Genomic DNA, 19865 nt, shown 5'->3' on the forward strand with positions numbered 1-19865 from the left:
CTAAACTCATGTCCCGACTCAATCCCCGGCAACAAGAAGCCGTGAACTACGTCGGCGGTCCGCTATTGGTTCTTGCCGGTGCGGGCTCCGGCAAGACCAGCGTGATCACGCGCAAGATTGCCCATCTGATCCAGAACTGCGGGATCCGTGCGCAGTACATCGTCGCCATGACCTTTACCAACAAGGCGGCGCGGGAGATGAAGGAGCGGGTCGGCACCCTGCTGCGCGGCGGTGAAGGACGCGGCCTGACGGTCTCGACCTTCCACAACCTGGGCCTGAACATCATTCGCAAGGAGCACACGCGGCTGGGCTACAAGCCGGGGTTCTCGATTTTCGACGAGACCGATGTCAAGGCCCTGATGACCGACATCATGCAGAAGGAATACTCGGGCGACGACGGCGTCGACGAGATCAAGAACATGATCGGCTCCTGGAAAAACGACCTGGTGCTGCCCGCCGAAGCCCTGGAAAACGCGCGCAACCCTCGCGAGCAAACCGCCGCCATCGTCTACACCCACTATCAGCGCACGCTCAAGGCGTACAACGCGGTGGACTTCGACGACCTGATCCTGCTGCCGGTCAAGCTGTTCCAAGAACACGCCGACATCCTCGAAAAGTGGCAGAACAAGGTCCGCTACCTGCTGGTGGACGAATATCAGGACACCAACGCCAGCCAGTATCTGCTGGTGAAATTGCTGATCGGCCAGCGGAACCAGTTCACCGTGGTGGGCGACGACGATCAGTCGATCTACGCCTGGCGTGGCGCGCGTCCGGAAAACCTGATGCTGCTCAAGGACGACTACCCGTCCCTCAAGGTGGTCATGCTGGAGCAGAACTACCGCTCCACCAGCCGCATCCTGCGTTGCGCCAACGTGCTGATCTCCAACAACCCCCACGCCTTCGAGAAGCAGCTGTGGAGCGAGATGGGCCACGGCGACGAGATCCGCGTGATCCGCTGCCGCAACGAGGAAGCCGAGGCCGAGCGCGTGGCCATGGAGATTCTCACCCTGCACCTGCGCACCGATCGCCCTTACAGCGATTTCGCCATCCTCTATCGCGGTAACTACCAGGCCAAGCTGATCGAGCTGAAGTTGCAGCACCATCAGGTGCCGTATCGCCTGTCCGGCGGCAACAGCTTCTTCGGTCGCCAGGAAGTGAAGGACCTGATGGCCTACTTCCGCCTGTTGGTGAACCCGGATGACGACAACGCCTTCCTGCGGGTGATCAACGTGCCGCGCCGGGAAATCGGCTCCACAACCCTGGAAAAGCTCGGTAACTACGCCACCGAGCGCAAGATTTCGATGTACAGCGCCACCGAGGAAATCGGCCTGGGCGAGCATCTGGACAGCCGCTACACCGACCGCTTGCAACGCTTCAAACGCTGGATGGATGGCGTGCGCCAGCAGTGCGCGCAGAACGACCCGATCGCCGCGCTGCGCAGCATGGTCATGGATATCGATTACGAGAACTGGCTGCGCCAGAACAGCTCAAGCGACAAGGCGGCGGACTACCGCATGAGCAACGTCTGGTTCCTGATCGAAGCCCTGAAGAACACCCTGGAAAAAGACGAAGACGGTGGCATGACCATCGAGGAAGCCATCGGCAAGCTGGTCTTGCGCGACATGCTCGAGCGGCAACAGGAAGAAGAGGAAGGTGCAGAGGGTGTGCAGATGATGACCCTGCATGCGTCCAAGGGCCTGGAGTTTCCTTACGTGTTCATCATGGGCATGGAAGAGGAAATTCTGCCTCACCGCTCCAGCATCGAAGCCGATACCATCGAAGAAGAGCGCCGCCTGGCCTATGTGGGCATCACCCGCGCGAGGGAGATTCTGGCGTTTACCTTCGCCGGCAAACGCAAGCAGTACGGCGAGATCATCGATTGCGCGCCGAGTCGTTTCCTCGATGAGTTGCCCCCGGACGACCTGGCCTGGGAGGGCAACGACGACACCCCTACCGAAGTGAAAGCCGTTCGCGGCAACACGGCATTGGCGGATATCCGCGCCATGCTCAAACGCTGAATTATTGCGCCCCTTGAGGAGCCGACGTGGAAGCACTGCACCAGAAAATCCGTGATGAAGGCATCGTTCTGTCCGAACAGGTGCTCAAGGTCGATGCGTTTCTCAACCATCAGATCGACCCGTTGCTGATGCAGCAGATCGGCGACGAATTCGCCCGGCTGTTCGCCAGCGAAGGTGTCACCAAGATCGTCACCATCGAAGCCTCGGGTATCGCCCCGGCGATCATGGCCGGGCTGAAACTCGGCGTGCCGGTGATTTTCGCGCGCAAGCACCAGTCCCTGACTCTCACGGAAAACCTGCTGTCGGCGACGGTCTACTCGTTCACCAAGCAAGTGGAAAGCACCGTGGCCATCTCGCCCCGGCACCTGAGCAGCAGCGACCGCGTGCTGATCATCGATGACTTCCTGGCCAACGGTAAGGCGTCCCAGGCGCTGATATCGATCATCAAGCAGGCTGGAGCGACGGTGGTCGGCTTGGGGATCGTGATCGAGAAGTCGTTCCAGGGCGGCCGCGCCGAGCTGGATGCCCAGGGGTATCGGGTGGAGTCGCTGGCGCGGGTCAAGTCATTGGCCGGTGGTGCCGTGACCTTCGTCGAATAAACATTGTGGGACCGGCTTTAGCCGGGAAGAGGCCGGTGAAGCCGATACATCTCTCACGTCTGCACCGACGCCTTCCCGGCTAAAGCCGGTCCCACAGTGCCTGGCTCCCTATTCCTAGCGCCTTCAACCGCCGATACAAGGTCCGTTCGCTCAGCCCCAGCTCCACCGCCAACTCACTGCGCGAGCCCTTGAACACTTCCAGGGCATGGGCCAACTGCTCCAGTTCGCTGCGTTTGCGTGGCCGCATCAGTGACGGTGCCTCGGCCTGCCCCCGCACTTCAGCGGGCAGGTGCTCGGCGCGGATCAGCCCGTCGTCGGCGAACAAGCGCGCGCGTTCGAGGATATTGCGCAGCTCGCGGATATTGCCCGGATAGGCATACAGGCATAGCAGTTTCATGGCTTGCTCGTCGACCCGTGGCGGTGTGCCGGGGGCCAGACGCTGCAGCAGGCTGTCGATCAGCAGGGGCAGGTCTTCGCTGCGTTCCCGCAAGGCGGGCAGGCGCACCGGGAAAGCGCTGATGCGGTAGTACAGGTCCTGGCGGAAGCTGCCCGCCGCGACCATCTCCTTGAGCGGCTTATGGGTCGCCGACACCAGGCGGAAGTCCGAATGCACGGTACGCAGGCTGCCCACTGGGCGGAAGCTGCCGGATTCGATCAGGCGCAGCAGCTTGACCTGCATCGCCAGCGGCACTTCGCCGATCTCATCGAGAAACAGCGTGCCGCCATGGGCCGCTTCGGCCAGGCCGATCTTGCGTTGCAAGGCGCCGGTAAACGCGCCCTTCTCATAGCCGAACAGCTCGCTCTCGAACAACGACTCGGTCAGCCCGGTGCAATCCACCACCACCAACGGCCCGTTGGCCCGCGGGCTGCTGACGTGCAGGGCGCGGGCAAACAACTCCTTGCCGGTGCCGGACTCGCCTTGCAGCAATACCGGAATCTGTGCCGGTGCCGCGCGTTGCAGGGCGATCAGCGCTTCGTTGAAGGCTGCCGATCGGCCAACCAGGATGTTTTTCTGCGGCTGCACCGAGGCGACGGTGACGCTGGTCAGGCGCTCGACATAGGCAAACACTTCGCCCCGGTCATCGAGGATCGGGCGCAGTTCCACGTCCACATGCTCCGGCCCGCGCGGTGTGTGATGGATATGCAGTACACGCTCCGGCGCCCCGGTTTCATGGGCTTTGCGCATCGGGCACAGCTCCCCGGCCTGATCGCAGGGCACCGCATACTGATGCGAGACCCGATGGCACTTGGCACCGATATGCGGCTTGCCCTCGACCCCGAACTGGCGCTGGTAGGCGGTGTTGGCGGCGATGATGTTGTACTCGGTGTCGAGCACAATGGTCGGCAGGCCATCGTGTTCAAGGTACGAGACCAGGGCCTGCATGTGGGGGGTGCGGGGTATCTGCATGTCACTTCCCGATTGCTGCGAGCATAGGAGCGGCTTTAGCCGCGAGAGCGCCCTCCCGGCTGAAGCCGGTCGTACAGGATTTAGAGATCAACGAATTCTGCCAATAGCTGCCAATGACTGCCATTTTGACTGCCAAAACTGGCAGGGCGGCCCTGCCCAGCCTACCCAGATATTGACCTGTATCAAGCATTTATTAGGGCTTTACGCTAATCGGACGCTTGGCACGCAAATTGACACTGACAGTGCATGACTGCCAGCTATGTTTCTGGCAAAAGTCCTGTTTGCGGAGCCTGCACATGATTATCAGCGAGACCCTGCACATAGAAGCCCTGTTCGACCCGCACACCTGGACCATCAGCTATCTGGTCATGGATCGCAGCACCCGCCACTGCGCCCTGATCGACAGCGTGCTCGACTACGACCCGAAGTCCGGGCGCACCCGCACCGACACCGCCGATCAGCTGATTGCGAGGGTCAAGGCATTGGACGCCAAGGTGCAATGGATTCTGGAAACCCATGTCCATGCCGATCACCTGTCGGCAGCGGCCTACCTGAAGGAACAACTGGGGGCCAGGACGGCCATTGGCAGCCATATCACGGCGGTGCAGAAGGTGTTTGGCACGCTGTTCAACGCACCCGCCGATTTCGCCCGTGATGGCAGCCAGTTCGACCAGCTGTTCGAGGACGATGAGCGTTTCATGATCGGCTCGATCCAGGCTCGGGCCATGCACACCCCCGGCCATACCCCGGCCTGCATGACCTACGTGATCGAAGCGGATGGCCAGACCCTGGCCTTCGTCGGCGACACCCTGTTCATGCCGGACTACGGCACCGCCCGCTGCGACTTCCCCGGCGCCAGTGCGCGCACGTTGTATCACTCGATCAAGCGCATCCTCGCCCTGCCCGCCCAGGCCCGCCTGTTCATGTGCCACGACTACCTGCCCAACGGCCGCGAGTTGCAGTACATGACCACGGTCGAGGAGCAGCGCATGAACAATATCCATGTGCATGAGGGCATCGACGAAGAAGCCTTCGTGCGCATGCGCGAAGCCCGGGACGCGACCCTGGATATGCCGGTGCTGATCCTGCCTGCGGTGCAGATCAACATGCGCAGCGGCCATTTCCCGGAACCGGAAAGCGATGGCGTGAGCTATCTGAAAATCCCGCTCAATGTCCTCTGACTCAATCGGAATTGCTGCCATGCCTGAAGTTGCTTCTACCCATGCCATGGGCGAACGCCATCACCAGATCCTGATCATCGGCGGCGGTGCGGCCGGTATCGCCACGGCGTCGAGCCTGCTGGCCCGGGACGCGTCGCTGGATATCGCCATCATCGACCCTGCCGACGTGCACTACTACCAACCGGGCTGGACTCTGGTCGGCGCCGGAGTGTTTCGCCCCGAGTCCACTGCGCGCACCCTGGCCTCGCTGATCCCTCGTGGCGTGCAATGGATCAAGGCGGCGGTGGACGGTTTTTCTCCCGAAGCCAACGCTCTGACTCTGGATAACGGCCGCACGCTCAGCTACGAACAACTGGTGGTCTGCCCCGGCCTCAAGCTCGACTGGGCGGCTATAGACGGGTTGAGCGAAACCCTTGGCGCCAACGGCGTGACTTCCAATTATCGCTATGACCTTGCGCCTTATACCTGGCAGCTGGTGCAGCGGCTCAAGCAAGGTCGTGCGCTGTTCACCCAGCCGCCGATGCCGATCAAATGCGCCGGGGCGCCGCAGAAGGCGCTTTATCTGTCCTGTGATCACTGGCTGCGTGCGGGGCTGTTGGGTCAGATCGACGCGCGCTTCTATAACGCGGGAGCGGTGCTGTTCGGCGTGGCTGACTATGTTCCGGCGCTGATGAGCTACATCGAGCGCTACGAGATCGATCTGCAATTCAGCCACCGCCTGGTCGCTGTCGACGGGCCGGGCAAGCGCGCGACTTTTGTCCGCAGCCTGGCCGATGGCAGCAGTGAGACGGTGGTTGAAGCCTTCGACATGCTGCATGTGGTGCCGCCCCAAGTGGCGCCGGACTTCATTCTTGGCAGTGCCCTGGCCGATGCGGCGGGTTGGGTCGATGTCGATCCGGCGACCTTGCAGCATCGTCGATTCGCCAATATCCACAGCCTCGGTGATGTCGCTAACACCAGCAACGCCAAGACCGCCGCAGCCGCGCGCAAGCAGGCGCCGGTGGTGGCGAATAACCTGTTGGTGGCGCTGGGCCGCCGCGAGCGCCTGGCCCATTACGATGGTTACGGCTCCTGCCCGCTGACCGTGGCGCGGGGCAAGATCGTCCTGGCCGAGTTCACCTATGGCGGCAAGCTGGCGCCGAGTTTCCCCGGTTGGTTGCTCGACGGCCGTAAGCCGACTCGCCTGGCCTGGTGGCTCAAGGAGCGCATCCTGCCACCGCTGTACTGGCGCGGCATGCTCAAGGGCCATGAGTGGCTGGCTGAACCCCGACTCGCACCAGTAGGGCCTGCTGCGCAATGAATGACCATCAACTGTTGGGCGGTGGGCTGGGCGCGCTGATCGGGATGATCCTGGCCCTGACCGGTGCCGGTGGCGGCATTCTCGCGGTGCCGTTATTGGTCTTCGGCCTCGGTCTGTCCATGGTCGAAGCGGCGCCCGTAGGTTTACTGGCCGTGGGCCTGGCGTCGGCGGTGGGTGCGTTGCTCGGCCTGCGTCAGGGCATCGTGCGTTATCGGGCGGCGGCTTATATCGCCGGGATTGGCGTGCTGTTCGCGCCCGTGGGCCTGTGGCTCGCCCATCGCCTGCCCAATATGCCTCTGGCCCTGGGGTTTGCGGCAGTGATGGTTTACGCCTGCGGGCGGATCTTCATCAAGGCCTGGCGCGAGCTGAAAACCGCCCAGCCAGCGCCCCGCGCGGCTTTTTTGCCTTGTGTGCTCAACCCGTTGCAGGGCCGCCTGCGCTGGACCTTGCCGTGCTTTCGGGCGTTGGCCGTGACCGGTGCATTGTCGGGGCTGCTTTCCGGTTTGCTCGGGGTGGGCGGCGGTTTCGTTATCATTCCGGCTCTGACCCGCTACACCGATCTGGAGATGAAAAGCGTCATGGCGACGTCCCTGGCGGTGATTGCCTTGGTGTCTACCGGCAGCGTGGTGACGGCCAGTGTGGCCGGGGTCATGCACTGGGCGGTGGGGGCGCCTTTTGCTGTCGGCGCCGTGTTGGGGCTGATCGCGGGCAGGCAATTGACCCAGTACCTGGCCGGGCCGCGGTTGCAGCAGTTATTTGCGGTGGTTGGGGTGTTGGCGGCGATTTTGATGGCAAGCAAAGCGCTGATGTAATCCTGTGGGACCGGCTTTAGCCGGGAATACGCTTTCCCGGCTAAAGCCGGTCCCACAGGAAATCGCTCCCTTCAGGCTTGTTTGGTGGCCTGTAAGCCCGCCAACAACAGCCGCTGATACAACTCTTCGCGCAAACCACGTGGTTTTTCCAGGTCCATGCGCTGTAAGTGCGCGGGAAAGGTTGTGGGGTCCGGGGCGTCCAGAGTGGCTTTGCCCAGTTCCAGCAGCTCGGTGAGCTTGAACTTGCTCTTGAGCCAGTTCAGGGCGCGCAGCAGGTCTTTTTCTTCGGAGGAAAAATCGCTGCCCAAGGGGTATTCGAGGAACAGCAGCGGATAACGTGCCTGGATTTCCTGCAAACGCTCGGGCGTATTGCGGGTAAAACGCGGATCGAGGACGAAGTCCTTGGGCAGTTTGCCCGCCCGCTGTGCCTGTTCGATCAGGCCGCTCTGGAAGCGTGAGTCGGTGATATTGAGCAGCGACTCGATGACCACGGCGTCGGTTTTCGCCCGCAGATCGGCGATGCCGTATTCGGTGATCACGATATCGCGCAGGTGTCGGGGAATGGTCACATGACCGTAGTCCCAGACAATATTGGAGGTCACTTCGCCGCCGGCCTCACGCCAGCTGCGCATGATCAGGATCGAGCGCGCGCCTTCGAGGGCGTGGGCCTGGGCGACGAAGTTGTACTGGCCGCCAACGCCGCTGAGCACCCGGCCATCTTCCAGTTGGTCGGACACCGCCGCGCCCATCAGGGTCATCTTGAACGTGCTGTTGATAAAGCGTGCATCGCGGCGTTGCAGGCGTTTGAGTTCTTCGTTGCCGTACAGCTCGTTGATATAGCTGATGGCGGTCATATTGAACTGCGCCAGCCGGTCCGAGGGCAGTTCGCGCAGGCGCGCGTAGAAACTCTGTGGGCCAAGGAAGAACCCGCCATGGATCAGGGTGCCGCCCTGCTGCTCGCTTTCGTCGAGCATGCCTTCGTTGGCCTGGCGTTGCAGATCGATATCGGCGTAGACCCGTCGTCGGATGATGCCGGCATCTGCCAACACCAGCAGGCCGTTGACGAACATTTCGCTGCAGCCATACAGGCCCATGCTAAAGGGCGCCAGGCCGCCTTCGCGTTCGATCAGAGGCAGCCAGTCGCTGACTTCCAGTTCGGCCAGCAGGCTGTGATAGCTGTCCTGATCGGCCTGGCGCGCAAGCAAGGCGGCGGTCAGAGCGTCGCCCATGGAGCCGATGCCGATCTGCAGCGTGCCACCGTCCCGCACCAGAGTGCTGGCGTGCAGGCCGATGAAGTGGTCCTGCGTGCCCACCGGCATGTTGGGCGTGGAGAACAGGGTGCTGCGCTCTTCTTCTTCCAGAACCAGGTCGAACGCTTCGATATCCAGCTCCGAGTCGCCGGGCATGTAGGGCAAGTCTGCGTGTACCTGCCCCAGCAGCAGAATGGTTTCGCCCAAGGCGCGGCGCCTGGCTACCAGTTGCAGCAGGTCCAGGGTGACATCGGGGTTGCAGCTCAGGCTCAGGCGGTCGGGTTTTTGCTCATCCCGAGCGACCATCTGCGCGATCAGGTTGACGCCATTGGCGTTGATATCCCGTGCTGCGTGGCTGTAGTTACTGCTGACGTAGCTCTGTTGCGCCTGGCTGCTGTGCAGCAGGTCGCCGGGTTGCATGAAGAATTGCTCGACCTGGATATTGTCCGGCAGCTTGTCGACATGCAGGTCGCTCAGGTATTGCAGCTCCGGGTAATCACCGAAGATCCGCGTCTGAAAGGGTTCGAGAAAGCGCGCAGGCAAGCCGTCACCCACTTTTGGCCGACCCAGGCTGAGGGCGGTGTAGATAGTCAGTTGGCGCTCGGGCAGCTGTTTGATCCGGGCGTACAGCGCGTTGACGAACCGATTCGGCTTGCCCAGGCCCAGCGGCATGGCCATACGAATATGGGTCGGCAATTGCGCGAGAACCTGATCGACGGCGTGTTCGATGGAACAGTACTGCGGCATCGGCTTTTTTCCCGGAACATCCTGGATGTTCAGGTTGGACCGGGGTGTGTAGGAAATTACTGCATTTGCTTTAAGGATTTAGCCGTGCGGTTCGCTGGGGGCTGATCTAATCCGTTGGAGCGAGGCTTGTCCGCGAAAAGGACGCCGCGATATATCAGACATATCGCGTCGAGATGTTCGCGGGTAAGCCCGGCTCCAACGGGCGGCTTCTGTTTGTGCAAGAAGGGGTGTTTACAACCCGGACATCTTCTTGATCGCGCCCTTGAGCTCGTCATCGGAGCAATCGCCGCAGGTGCCTTTGGGCGGCATGGCGTTGATGCCGGTGATGGCCTTGGCCAGCAGGCCGTCGAGGCCGCCCTGTTCCTTGGCGCGCTTGCTCCAGTCAGCGCCGTCGCCGATCTTCGGCGCGCCCAGCAGGCCAGTGCTGTGGCAGGCAGTGCAATGCTTGGCGATCACGTCGTCGGGGGATTTTGCCCCGCCGCCAGCACCGGCCGATGCCGTTACGTTCATGCCGGCGCACTCCTTGCCCTGAATGCAGACCTGACCCACCGGCTCCAGTCGTTTGGCGATGTCATCGTTGGTAGCGGCCTGAGCGCCGAAGGCCCAAAAGGCCAGCACGGCAGTCGCTGCCAGAATCTTGTTAGTTAGGTCCACGCTTTACACCCTCATGGTGACTGATCACGCCCGCCGCCACGGTTTTAGCGGGCGGCAGAAGTATAGTCCCTCGCCTTTTACCGCGAAACATCCCTAGTGAAAGAAGGGTTATTCATCTGCGGCAGTGCGAATCAGCTTCCCATGCCGACAGCCCACGTTCTGTGGGCCTTCGGCGGGTTTTGGCTTAGAAGTTGGCGGGCGTGGCTGCGCTGATTAGTCGCGCCGGGACGTCGAACGGATTGCGGAAGCGGTGGGGTTTGGTGCTATCAAAGTAATAGCTGTCCCCCGCTTCGAGGATGTAGGTGTCCAGTCCGACCACCAACTCCAGGCGGCCTTCGACCAGAATTCCGGTCTCTTCACCCTCGTGCACCAGCATCTCGTCACCGGTATCGGCGCCCGGCGGATAGATTTCGTTGAGGAAGGCGATGGCGCGGCTCGGGTGGGCCTTGCCGACCAGTTTCATGGTCACGGCGCCGTCCGAGATATCGATCAGTTCGCTGGCCTTGTAGACGACCTGCGTGGGGTTTTCTTGTTCGAGCTCTTCGGAAAAGAACTCGACCATGGACATCGGGATACCGCCCAGCACCTTGCGCAGCGAACTGATCGAAGGGCTGACGCTGTTCTTCTCGATCATGGAGATAGTGCTGTTGGTCACGCCTGCGCGCTTGGCGAGCTCGCGTTGGGACAGGCCCCTGAGTTTACGAATGGATTGCAGTCGTTCACCGACGTCCAATACGGCAGCCCCCTTGATAGGTCTGGGATGGTCAGAAGTGCGCATGATGGCAACAGCGTTCAGTATTTACAACACCTGAACCGGCTGACGGCAGAGAGAGGGGACTAGCGGCCGCCAAGCGCAGGCGGCCGCTGCAGGAGGGTGCGCTGACGATCGCGCGTCAAGCCCCGCAATAGAGCCTTGGCACCCGGCGCAGGTTGCACAGGATTTGGTAGGCAATGGTTCCGGCGCGGGAGGCGACTTCACCGACCGGGACGTTGCGGCCCCACAATTCGACGTCACTGCCGAGCCCGGCACGGGGCAGATGGGTCAGGTCGACACAGAGCATGTCCATGGATACCCGCCCGAGCAGTCGGCTCGGCTGGCCGTCGATCCATACCGGTGTACCGGTGGGGGCCTGGCGCGGATAACCGTCGGCATAACCCATGGCCACTACACCGATGCGGGTCGGCCGCTCGGTGACAAAGGCGCCGCCATAGCCCACCGGCTCACCGGCAGGCAGCTCACGCACATTGATGATCTTCGATTCCAGGCTCATCACCGGTTGCAGGCGATCAGCCAAGGTTTGTGGCTGATTAAAGGGCGATGCGCCATACAGCATGATGCCGGGGCGTACCCAGTCGCTGGGGATCTGCGGCCAACCCAATACTGCCGGGGAGTTGCGCAGGCTGATTTCGGCGTTCAGGCCCTGACGAGCGGCCTGGAAAATCGCCATCTGTTCTTCGCTGCGCGAACTGTCCAGCTCGTCGGCGCGGGCGAAGTGGCTCATCAGGACGATCTTGCTGACATTGCCGCTTGCCTGCAGGCGCTGGTGGGCCGCCTGATATTCGTGAGGATGCAGACCGACGCGGTGCATGCCCGAGTCCAGCTTGAGCCAGACCGTGATCGGTGTGCTCAGCGTCGCCCGCTCGATGGCCTCGACCTGCCAAGGCGAATGGGCTACGCACCAGAAGTCATGTTCGACTATCAGCGCCAGTTCATCGGTTTCGAAAAAGCCTTCCAGCAACAGGACCGGCGCACGGATACCGGCGGCGCGCAGCTCCAGCGCCTCTTCGATGCAGGCCACGGCAAAGCCATCCGCCTGGTCCTGCAAGGCTTGGGCAACCTTTACTGCGCCATGGCCGTAGGCATCGGCCTTGATCACAGCAAGGGCCTTGGCCCCGGTGCTTTCACGGGCGAGCTGATAGTTGTTACGCAGGGCTTGAAGATCGATAAGAGCGCGAGCTGGACGCATGACGGGATTCTAGGTTGGAAAAAGGAAAGGGGCCTTTGGGATGCATTGCTGTAACCCTGGCACCACCTGTGGGACCGGCTTTAGCCGGGAAAACGCCTGTATAACCGATGCATTTCTATCGTCTGTCATATGGCCTTCCCGGCTGAAGCCGGTCCCACGCAGCCTGCATGGGCATGGGCATTGGCATGAGCCGGTGCCGCAGGTTCGTTTACGGCAACGCCGCTACAACCGATAACTCAACCAGAATCTCCGGTTCGCACAGCTTGGCTTCCACGGTGGCCCGGGCAGGTGCCGAGCCTTTTGGCAGCCAAGTGTCCCAGACGCTGTTCATGCCGGCGAAATGCGCGTCGATGTCCTTGAGATAGATGGTGACCGACAGAATGCGGGTCTTGTCGGTGCCGGCCAGGTCCAGCAGTCGCTCGATGTTGTTAAGCGTCTCCCGGGTCTGTTGCTCGATCCCGGCGGCCATGTCGTCGCCCACTTGGCCCGCGAGGTATACGGTGCCGTTGTGCGTGACGAGCTGGCTCATGCGCTCATTAGTGAGCTGGCGCTGGATTGACATGTTTTGCGATCTCCTTGGAACTGCCATAGCGAGAAATATCGAGACCCGCGGCGCTGATTTGCGGGGTTTTGCGGGCGATCAGGTCGGCCAGCAAACGCCCGGAACCGCAGGCCATGGTCCAGCCAAGGGTGCCGTGGCCGGTGTTCAGGAATAGATTACGGAACGGTGTGGCACCGACAATCGGCGTGCCGTCCGGAGTGGTCGGGCGCAGGCCGGTCCAGAAATCAGCCTGAGTCAGATCACCGCCCTGAGGATAGAGGTCGCCGACGATCATCTCCAGCGTTTCACGTCGACGCGGATTGAGCGACAGGTCAAAACCGGCGATTTCCGCCATGCCGCCGACACGGATGCGGTTGTCGAAACGGGTGATCGCGACCTTGTAGGTCTCGTCGAGAATGGTCGAAGTCGGGGCCATGGCCGGGTTGGTGATCGGCACGGTCAGGGAGTAGCCCTTGAGCGGGTAGACCGGGGCCTTGATACCCAGCGGCTTGAGCAGTTGCGGCGAATAGCTGCCCAGGGCCAGAACGTAGCGGTCTGCGGTTTCCAGCTTGCCGTCGATCCATACGCCATTGATGCGATCACCAGCGAAGTCGAGGCGTTCGATGGACTGGTTGTAGCGGAATTCCACACCCAGCTCTGCGGCCATGTCCGCCAGGCGAGTGGTGAACAATTGGCAGTCGCCGGTCTGATCGTTGGGCAGGCGCAGGGCGCCAGCGAGGATATTGGTGACCCCGGCCAGAGCTGGTTCGACCCGGGCGATGCCGTCGCGGTCGAGCAGTTCGTAAGGCACGCCGGACTGTTCGAGGACGGCGATGTCCTTGGCGGCATTGTCCAGTTGTGCCTGGGTGCGGAACAGCTGGGTGGTGCCCAGGGTGCGGCCCTCGTAGGCGATGCCGGTTTCGGCGCGCAGTTCGTCGAGGCAGTCACGGCTGTACTCGGACAGGCGCACCATGCGTTCTTTATTCACCGCATAACGGCTGGCGGTGCAGTTGCGCAGCATTTGCGCCATCCACAGGTACTGATCGATATCCGCCGTGGCCTTGATCGCCAGCGGCGCGTGGCGTTGCAGCAGCCATTTGATCGCCTTGAGCGGCACGCCCGGCGCAGCCCAGGGCGAAGCATAGCCCGGCGATACCTGGCCTGCGTTGGCAAAACTGGTCTCCATGGCGGCGGCCGGTTGACGGTCAACTACCGTCACCTCGAAACCGGCTCGTGCCAGATAGTAAGCACTCGTGGTGCCAATGACGCCGCTGCCGAGGACCAGAACGCGCATGTTGAATACTCCGTCGCGGATATCCGCTGAAGATGTGCAAATGTAAGCAAGGATGTGCTCAGTATAAAAAGCATTGGGCAGTGCTTTTCACTATATAAAGACCTATATTCAACGGGAATTCCCGGTAACAGGGCCTTTGGCAGAGAGGAGCTTTTTCATGCGCACCCAGCACCAGTCAAAACGTGAACTGGACAAGATCGATCGCAGCATCCTGCGCATTCTGCAGGCCGATGGCCGGATCTCTTTCACTGAGCTTGGCGAGCGCGTCGGGCTGTCTACCACGCCCTGTACAGAGCGGGTCCGGCGTCTGGAGCGCGAAGGCATCATCATGGGTTACAACGCCCGCCTCAACCCGCAGAGCCTCAAGGCCAGCCTGCTGGTGTTCGTCGAGATCAGCCTGGACTACAAGTCCGGCGACACCTTCGAGGAGTTCCGCCGCGCCGTGCTGAAACTGCCCCACGTCCTGGAGTGCCACCTGGTCTCGGGGGATTTCGATTATTTGGTCAAGGCGCGTATCTCGGAGATGGCCTCCTACCGCAAGCTGCTGGGCGACATCCTGCTCAAGCTGCCCCACGTACGTGAGTCCAAGAGCTATATCGTGATGGAAGAGGTGAAAGAGAGTCTGAATCTGCCGATTCCGGAGTAAGTACAGAGTCTAGACCAGTACCTGGCGCGTACTGGCAATGTATTCATGCACTTGTTTTTCCACGCGCGGATGAATCATCTCAACCGGGCGCCGCCCGTTCGGGCATGGCAGCGTCGGCGTAGTGCCGAACAGCCGGCAGATCAGCGGGCGTTCGTCGTACACCGTGCAGCCGTTGGGGCCCAGGTGCACACAGTTCAGCTCGTTAAGAGCGGCTTCCTGCTCGGCGGAGGACTTGCGTGGCAGGCGCGACATTTCTTCTGATGACGTGGTGACCGGGCCGCAGCAGTCATGGCAGCCGGGGACGCAGTCGAAAGAAGGGATCTGTTGGCGCAACGAGCGGATTGTCTGGCTGTTACAGCTCATTGCAGGGGTTTTTCCTGTGTCGAGGTCATTACTTCTGCGTTGGAGCGAGGCTTACGCGCGAATTGCGCGGCACGGTAAATCAGGCACACAGCGTCGAGGCCTTCGCGGGCAAACCTCGCTCCAACGGCGCGGGTGAGCAATTTTGCATCAGATACCCGCGCCATGACAGCGCCGCCTTGCCCGTCGATCGACTCGCGGCCTATTCTCCGTAAAGTTTTTCACACAGCCTTGCGGATAAATCTTATGCAGCACACTGCCTCTTACTATGCCGCCAGCAGCCGCGAACAACCTGTATATCCGACTCTGCAAGGCGAGTGGGTCGCTGATGTCTGTGTGGTCGGCGGCGGCTTTTCCGGGCTGAACACAGCCATTGAACTGGCTGAGCGCGGGCTGAAGGTGGTGTTGCTGGAGGCGCATCGGATAGGTTGGGGCGCCAGTGGGCGCAATGGCGGGCAGTTGATTCGTGGCGTGGGTCATGGTCTGGATCAGTTCGCGCCGGCTATTGGCAGCGAGGGAGTGCGCCAGCTCAAACTCATGGGGCTTGAGGCGGTGGAGATCGTTCGCCAGCGAATCGAACGCTATGGTATCGACTGCGACCTGACCTGGGGCTACTGCGATCTGGCCAACAAGCCTGCCCACCTGGCCGGTTTCGAGGAGGATGCCGCAGAGCTGCGCGAGCTGGGCTATCGCCACGAGTTGCGCCTGGTTCAGCCGCAAGACATGCACAGCGTGGTCGGCTCGGATCGGTATGTCGGCGGCATGATCGACATGGGCTCCGGGCATCTGCATCCGTTGAATCTGGCCCTGGGGGAAGCGGCGGTGGCGCAGACGCTCGGCGTGCGCTTATTTGAACAGTCAGCGGTCACACGCATCGACTATGGACCTGAGGTGAACGTCCATACCGCCCACGGCAACGTGCGGGCAAAGACCCTGGTGCTGGCCTGTAATGCCTATATCAACGGCCTGAATCCACAGCTAAGTGGCAAGGTGCTGCCTGCGGGCAGCTACATTATTGCCACCGAGCCTCTGAGTGAGGCGCTGGCCAGGGAGATATCGCCGCAAAATCTGGCGTTGTGCGATCAACGGGTCACGGTGGATTACTACCGGTTGTCTGCTGATCGACGCCTGCTGTTCGGCGGTGCCTGCCATTATTCAGGGCGCGACCCGCAGGATATCGCTGCGTATATGCAGCCCAAGATGCTCAAGGTGTTCCCGCAGCTGGCCGGGACCAGGATCGACTATCAATGGGGCGGGATGATTGGCATCGGTGCCAACCGCCTGCCGCAGATCGGGCGGCTCAAGGATCAGCCTAATGTCTTCTACGCCCAGGCTTACGCAGGCCATGGCCTGAATGCCACGCACCTGGCGGGCAGGTTGTTGGGCGAAGCCATCGCCGGTCAACACAGCGATGGCTTCGAGTTGTTTGCCGGGGTGGCGCATATCACTTTCCCCGGCGGCCAGCATTTGCGTTCGCCACTGCTGGCACTGGGGATGCTCTGGCATCGCCTCAAAGAGCTGGCCTGAGCCCTTCTTCAATCACGCCAGAACGGTTTCAGTCCTTCTGCCCTAGCCTGTTCGGTCGTGATACCGATGTCATGCAACTGTTCGGTTGTCAGCTTAAGCAGGGTCTTGCGTGACATCCAGCGGTGACGATACAGCGCCCAGCGGTTCAAGTTTGGCGGGCAGGACAGTTTCGCCCCGATCCCCTCGCTCAATTCTTGGCTGTAAAGCGCCAGACGCACATCGCTTAACCCGTTCATCTCCCTGCCTCCAATCACTGTGTGGTGTGGCTCTATGATGGTGGCTTAAGCAAAACCATTACAGATTCAAACAAAGCTATTTATTTGCATACAGTCAGGTTGTTTCAGCGGCTGAATGCTGTATTTTTGCGCTATCTGTATGGTCCTTTGTCCTATAGCGAGATTAATCCATGACGCTTTACGTCAATCTTGCCGAATTGCTCGGCGCGCGCATTGAAAACGGCTTTTACCGCCCCGGCGACCGCCTGCCTTCCGTGCGCGCCTTGAGCATGGAGCACGGCGTCAGCCTCAGCACCGTGCAGCAGGCTTACCGCTTGCTCGAAGACAACGGCCTTGCGGCGCCGAAGCCGAAATCGGGTTATTTCGTGCCCGCCAGTCGTAAGGCGCCAGCTCTGCCCGCTGTAGGGCGCCCGGCGCAGCGACCTGTGGATATTTCCCAGTGGGACCAGGTCTTGGAGCTGATCAGGGCCAAGCTCGATATCAATGTGATCCAGTTGGGGCGTGGCATGCCGGATGTCAGCAGCCCGACCCTGCGGCCGCTGTTGCGTGCCCTGGGCAAGATCAGCCGGCATCACGATATGCCTGGCCTGTATTACGACAATATCTACGGCACCCAGGCCCTGCGCGATCAGATTGCCCGGCTGATGCTGGACTCGGGCTGCCGGGTCAATGCCGCCGAACTGGTGGTGACCACGGGCTGCCATGAGGCGTTGTCCGCCAGCATCCGTGCGATTTGCGATCCGGGAGATATCGTTGCCGTGGATTCGCCGAGCTTTTTCGGCGCCATGCAAACCCTTAAGGGGCTGGGCATGAAGGCTCTGGAGATTCCCACCGACCCCATCACCGGTATCAGCCTCGAAGCACTGGAGCTGGCGTTGGAGCAGTGGCCGATCAAGGCCATACAGTTGACCCCCAATTGTAACAACCCGCTGGGCTACATCATGCCGGAGGCGCGCAAGAAGGCCTTGCTGACTCTGGCCCAGCGCTATGACGTCGCCGTTATCGAAGACGATGTGTATGGCGATCTGTCCTACACCTACCCGCGACCACGGACGATCAAGTCCTTCGATGTCGATGGTCGTGTCCTGCTGTGCAGTTCATTTTCCAAGACCCTGGCACCCGGCCTGCGCATTGGCTGGGTTGCACCGGGGCGCTACCTGGAGCGGGTGTTGCACATGAAATACATCGGCACGGGTTCTACCGCGACCCAGCCGCAAATGGCTATTGCCGAGTTTCTTCAGGCTGGCCACTACGAGCCGCATCTGCGGCGCATGCGCAGCCAGTACCAGCGTGGTCGCGACCAGATGATCGACTGGATTACCCGTTACTTTCCGGCGGGCACCCGGGTCAGTCGGCCACAAGGTGGTTTCATGATGTGGGTGGAGCTGGCGGATGATTTCGATACCCTGCGCTTGAATCGGGCGCTACTCGATCAGGGCGTGCAGGTGGCGGTAGGCAGTATTTTCTCGGCGTCCGGCAAATACCGGAACTGCCTGCGCATGAATTATTCGGCCAAGCCGACCAGCGAAGTGGAGAATGCCGTGCGCAAGGTCGGCGCCGCTGTCAGCGAGTTAATGGCACAAACTGACTAAGTGACGGGCGTTGGCGAATGTTCAGGCAGCGACAAGGCGTAACTTTTGCCTGATATCAGCGTCATATCGCCAGGATCTGTATTGCGGATGATTTCTTTGAGAAGCCAATGGGCGCTGCCCCTGTCGTTTGTGCTTTGCCTGGGTGGCTGTGCCCAGTTGCCGACGCCGGACCGGCCAAGCCAGGCGCTGCCGCCAGCGGACTCGGCCTTTGGCCGCTCGATTCAGGCCATGGCGGCGCCCCACGGCGGGCGCTCGGGCTTTCGCCTGCTGTCCAACAGCACCGAAGCCTTCATCGCCCGTGCCGAGCTGATCCGCAACGCCAAGAGCAGCCTCGATCTGCAGTACTACATCGTCCACGACGGCTTGAGTACGCGGGCTCTGGTTGACGAACTGCTCAAGGCCGCAGACCGTGGCGTGCGGGTGCGTATCCTGCTCGACGACACCACCAGCGACGGCCTGGATTCGGTCATCGCTACCTTGGCGGCCCATCCAAATATCCAGATCCGCCTGTTCAACCCTCAGGAGTTGGGCCGCGAAACCGGCGTGACGCGCAATGTCGGACGTCTACTCAACCTGTCGCGCCAGCATCGGCGCATGCACAACAAGCTATGGCTGGCCGACAGCAGCGTGGCGATTGTCGGCGGGCGTAACCTGGGCGACGAGTATTTCGATGCCGAGCCGAATCTCAACTTCACCGATATCGATCTGCTCAGCGTCGGGCCGGTGGCCGAGCAGCTTGGGCACAGTTTCGACCAGTACTGGAACAGTGCGCTGAGCAAGCCCATCGGCGATTTTATCTACTTCCTGCCAACGGTGGCTGATCTGGCCGAGGGACGTCGGGAGCTGCAGATTTCGCTTGAACAATCCCATGTGCAGCACAAGGCCTTGTATGAACGGCTGATGGCCTACAAGGCGCAACCGCACCTGCGGACCTGGTTCAATGAGCTGACCTGGGCCTGGAACCAGGCGTTGTGGGACGCGCCGAGCAAGGTTCTGGCCCGTGACGAACCCGATCCTCAGTTGCTGCTGACCAGCCAGCTGGCGCCTGAGCTCAAGGCCGTTCATCAGGAATTGATGCTGATTTCCGCCTACTTCGTGCCCGGCCAGGAAGGGTTGTTGTACCTGACCGGCCGCGCCGATGCCGGTGTTGCCGTCAGCCTGTTGACCAATTCCCTGGAAGCCACTGATGTGCCCGCTGTGCACGGCGGCTATGTGCCGTATCGCAAGGCCCTGCTGGCCCACGGGGTGAAACTCTTCGAACTGCGTCGTCAGCCCGGCGATACCCATGGCGGCAGCGGCCCGCACCTGTTCAAGAAGGGCTCGTTCCGTGGCTCCGAATCGAGCCTGCACAGCAAGGCGATGATCTTTGATCGCGAAAAGGCCTTTGTCGGCTCATTCAACTTCGACCCGCGCTCGGTACTGTGGAATACCGAAGTCGGCGTACTGGTCTACAGCCCGGAATTAACCGAGAAACTACGTGAGCTGGCGTTGCAGGGCATGGCCCCGGCGCTCAGCTACCAGCCCCGGCTGGAGGGCGGCGAGGTGGTCTGGGTAACCGAGGACAATGGCAAGTTGCATACCTTGCACAAGGAACCTGGCAGCCTGTGGCGGCGCTTCAATGCCTGGCTCAGTGGGGCGGTAGGGCTGGAGAAGATGTTGTAGCGCGCCCGGAACGTGGGAGCGTGGCTTGCCCGCGAAGAAGCCGGTACATCCAATACAACTGTTGCGTCTGG

General features: G+C 61.4%; 18 protein-coding genes. 9 read left to right on the forward strand and 9 right to left on the reverse strand.

Annotated features, from left to right (window positions below; translation table 11 throughout):
- Positions 1-8: 8 nt before the first annotated feature.
- Positions 9-2018 (forward strand): DNA helicase Rep, encoded by a 2010-nt coding sequence (gene rep / locus AC1Z24_RS00990; RefSeq protein ID WP_259101326.1) that lies wholly within the window; start codon positions 9-11, stop codon positions 2016-2018.
- Positions 2019-2044: 26 nt separating this feature from the next.
- Positions 2045-2617, forward strand: a complete 573-nt coding sequence (gene xpt, locus AC1Z24_RS00995) for a xanthine phosphoribosyltransferase (protein WP_259101328.1) — start codon at positions 2045-2047, stop codon at positions 2615-2617.
- Between the two features lie 79 nt (positions 2618-2696).
- Here xpt and AC1Z24_RS01000 read toward each other — a convergent pair whose 3' ends face one another.
- Positions 2697-4025 carry a sigma-54 interaction domain-containing protein gene (locus tag AC1Z24_RS01000; protein ID WP_483744230.1) on the reverse strand — a complete coding sequence of 443 codons (1329 nt, stop codon included), beginning with the start codon at positions 4023-4025 and terminating at the stop codon, positions 2697-2699.
- 296 nt (positions 4026-4321) lie between these two features.
- Between AC1Z24_RS01000 and AC1Z24_RS01005 the strand changes: the two genes are divergently transcribed.
- From AC1Z24_RS01005 to AC1Z24_RS01015, 3 genes are read left to right on the forward strand one after another with little or no spacing between them, the layout of a single operon-like run.
- On the forward strand, positions 4322-5206 hold the full coding sequence (locus AC1Z24_RS01005; RefSeq protein WP_483744231.1) for an MBL fold metallo-hydrolase: 885 nt from the start codon (positions 4322-4324) through the stop codon (positions 5204-5206).
- Between the two features lie 46 nt (positions 5207-5252).
- Positions 5253-6506, forward strand: coding sequence for an NAD(P)/FAD-dependent oxidoreductase (locus AC1Z24_RS01010; protein ID WP_483746498.1), 1254 nt, complete (start codon positions 5253-5255; stop codon positions 6504-6506).
- Positions 6503-7318: a sulfite exporter TauE/SafE family protein gene (locus tag AC1Z24_RS01015; protein ID WP_483744232.1), complete on the forward strand. Its 816-nt coding sequence runs from the start codon at positions 6503-6505 to the stop codon at positions 7316-7318. The genes AC1Z24_RS01010 and AC1Z24_RS01015 overlap by 4 nt, the downstream gene beginning before the upstream one ends.
- Before the next feature lie 71 nt (positions 7319-7389).
- Here AC1Z24_RS01015 and AC1Z24_RS01020 read toward each other — a convergent pair whose 3' ends face one another.
- From AC1Z24_RS01020 to dadA, 6 genes are all read right to left on the reverse strand, one after another.
- Positions 7390-9315 (reverse strand): acetyl-CoA hydrolase/transferase C-terminal domain-containing protein, encoded by a 1926-nt coding sequence (locus AC1Z24_RS01020; protein WP_483744233.1) that lies wholly within the window; start codon positions 9313-9315, stop codon positions 7390-7392.
- Between the two features lie 231 nt (positions 9316-9546).
- The gene (locus AC1Z24_RS01025) at positions 9547-9969 is read right to left on the reverse strand and encodes a c-type cytochrome (RefSeq protein ID WP_483744234.1); all 423 of its coding nucleotides are present in this window, start codon (positions 9967-9969) and stop codon (positions 9547-9549) included.
- Between the two features lie 184 nt (positions 9970-10153).
- Positions 10154-10702 carry a cupin domain-containing protein gene (locus tag AC1Z24_RS01030; RefSeq protein WP_259101703.1) on the reverse strand — a complete coding sequence of 183 codons (549 nt, stop codon included), beginning with the start codon at positions 10700-10702 and terminating at the stop codon, positions 10154-10156.
- Positions 10703-10862: 160 nt separating this feature from the next.
- A complete protein-coding gene (alr, locus tag AC1Z24_RS01035) occupies positions 10863-11936 on the reverse strand; it encodes an alanine racemase (protein WP_483744235.1) in 1074 nt (357 codons plus the stop codon).
- 208 nt (positions 11937-12144) lie between these two features.
- Positions 12145-12498: a RidA family protein gene (locus AC1Z24_RS01040; protein ID WP_259101338.1), complete on the reverse strand. Its 354-nt coding sequence runs from the start codon at positions 12496-12498 to the stop codon at positions 12145-12147.
- Positions 12473-13771, reverse strand: coding sequence for a D-amino acid dehydrogenase (dadA, locus tag AC1Z24_RS01045; protein WP_259101340.1), 1299 nt, complete (start codon positions 13769-13771; stop codon positions 12473-12475). Before dadA ends, AC1Z24_RS01040 begins: the two co-directional genes overlap by 26 nt.
- Before the next feature lie 157 nt (positions 13772-13928).
- Here dadA and AC1Z24_RS01050 point away from each other — a divergent pair, with 157 nt between their 5' ends.
- Positions 13929-14417, forward strand: a complete 489-nt coding sequence (locus tag AC1Z24_RS01050; RefSeq protein WP_259101343.1) for an Lrp/AsnC ligand binding domain-containing protein — start codon at positions 13929-13931, stop codon at positions 14415-14417.
- A gap of 9 nt (positions 14418-14426) precedes the next feature.
- On the opposite strand, the gene AC1Z24_RS01055 is transcribed toward AC1Z24_RS01050, so the two are convergent.
- Positions 14427-14780, reverse strand: coding sequence for a YkgJ family cysteine cluster protein (locus AC1Z24_RS01055; RefSeq protein ID WP_483744236.1), 354 nt, complete (start codon positions 14778-14780; stop codon positions 14427-14429).
- Positions 14781-15023: 243 nt separating this feature from the next.
- On the opposite strand from AC1Z24_RS01055, the gene AC1Z24_RS01060 reads away from it, so the two are divergent.
- Positions 15024-16304 carry an NAD(P)/FAD-dependent oxidoreductase gene (locus AC1Z24_RS01060; protein WP_483744237.1) on the forward strand — a complete coding sequence of 427 codons (1281 nt, stop codon included), beginning with the start codon at positions 15024-15026 and terminating at the stop codon, positions 16302-16304.
- Positions 16305-16312: 8 nt separating this feature from the next.
- Here the strand turns inward: AC1Z24_RS01060 and AC1Z24_RS01065 are convergent, their stop codons facing one another.
- On the reverse strand, positions 16313-16540 hold the full coding sequence (locus AC1Z24_RS01065; RefSeq protein WP_259101354.1) for a DUF1127 domain-containing protein: 228 nt from the start codon (positions 16538-16540) through the stop codon (positions 16313-16315).
- Between the two features lie 170 nt (positions 16541-16710).
- Here AC1Z24_RS01065 and AC1Z24_RS01070 point away from each other — a divergent pair, with 170 nt between their 5' ends.
- Both AC1Z24_RS01070 and AC1Z24_RS01075 read left to right on the forward strand, forming a co-directional pair.
- Positions 16711-18132: an aminotransferase-like domain-containing protein gene (locus tag AC1Z24_RS01070; RefSeq protein WP_483744238.1), complete on the forward strand. Its 1422-nt coding sequence runs from the start codon at positions 16711-16713 to the stop codon at positions 18130-18132.
- An 87-nt stretch (positions 18133-18219) separates the two neighbouring features.
- The gene (locus tag AC1Z24_RS01075) at positions 18220-19794 is read left to right on the forward strand and encodes a phospholipase D family protein (RefSeq protein ID WP_483744239.1); all 1575 of its coding nucleotides are present in this window, start codon (positions 18220-18222) and stop codon (positions 19792-19794) included.
- Positions 19795-19865: the final 71 nt, after the last annotated feature.

The sequence above is a fragment of the Pseudomonas sp. JL23 genome (assembly GCF_056933585.1).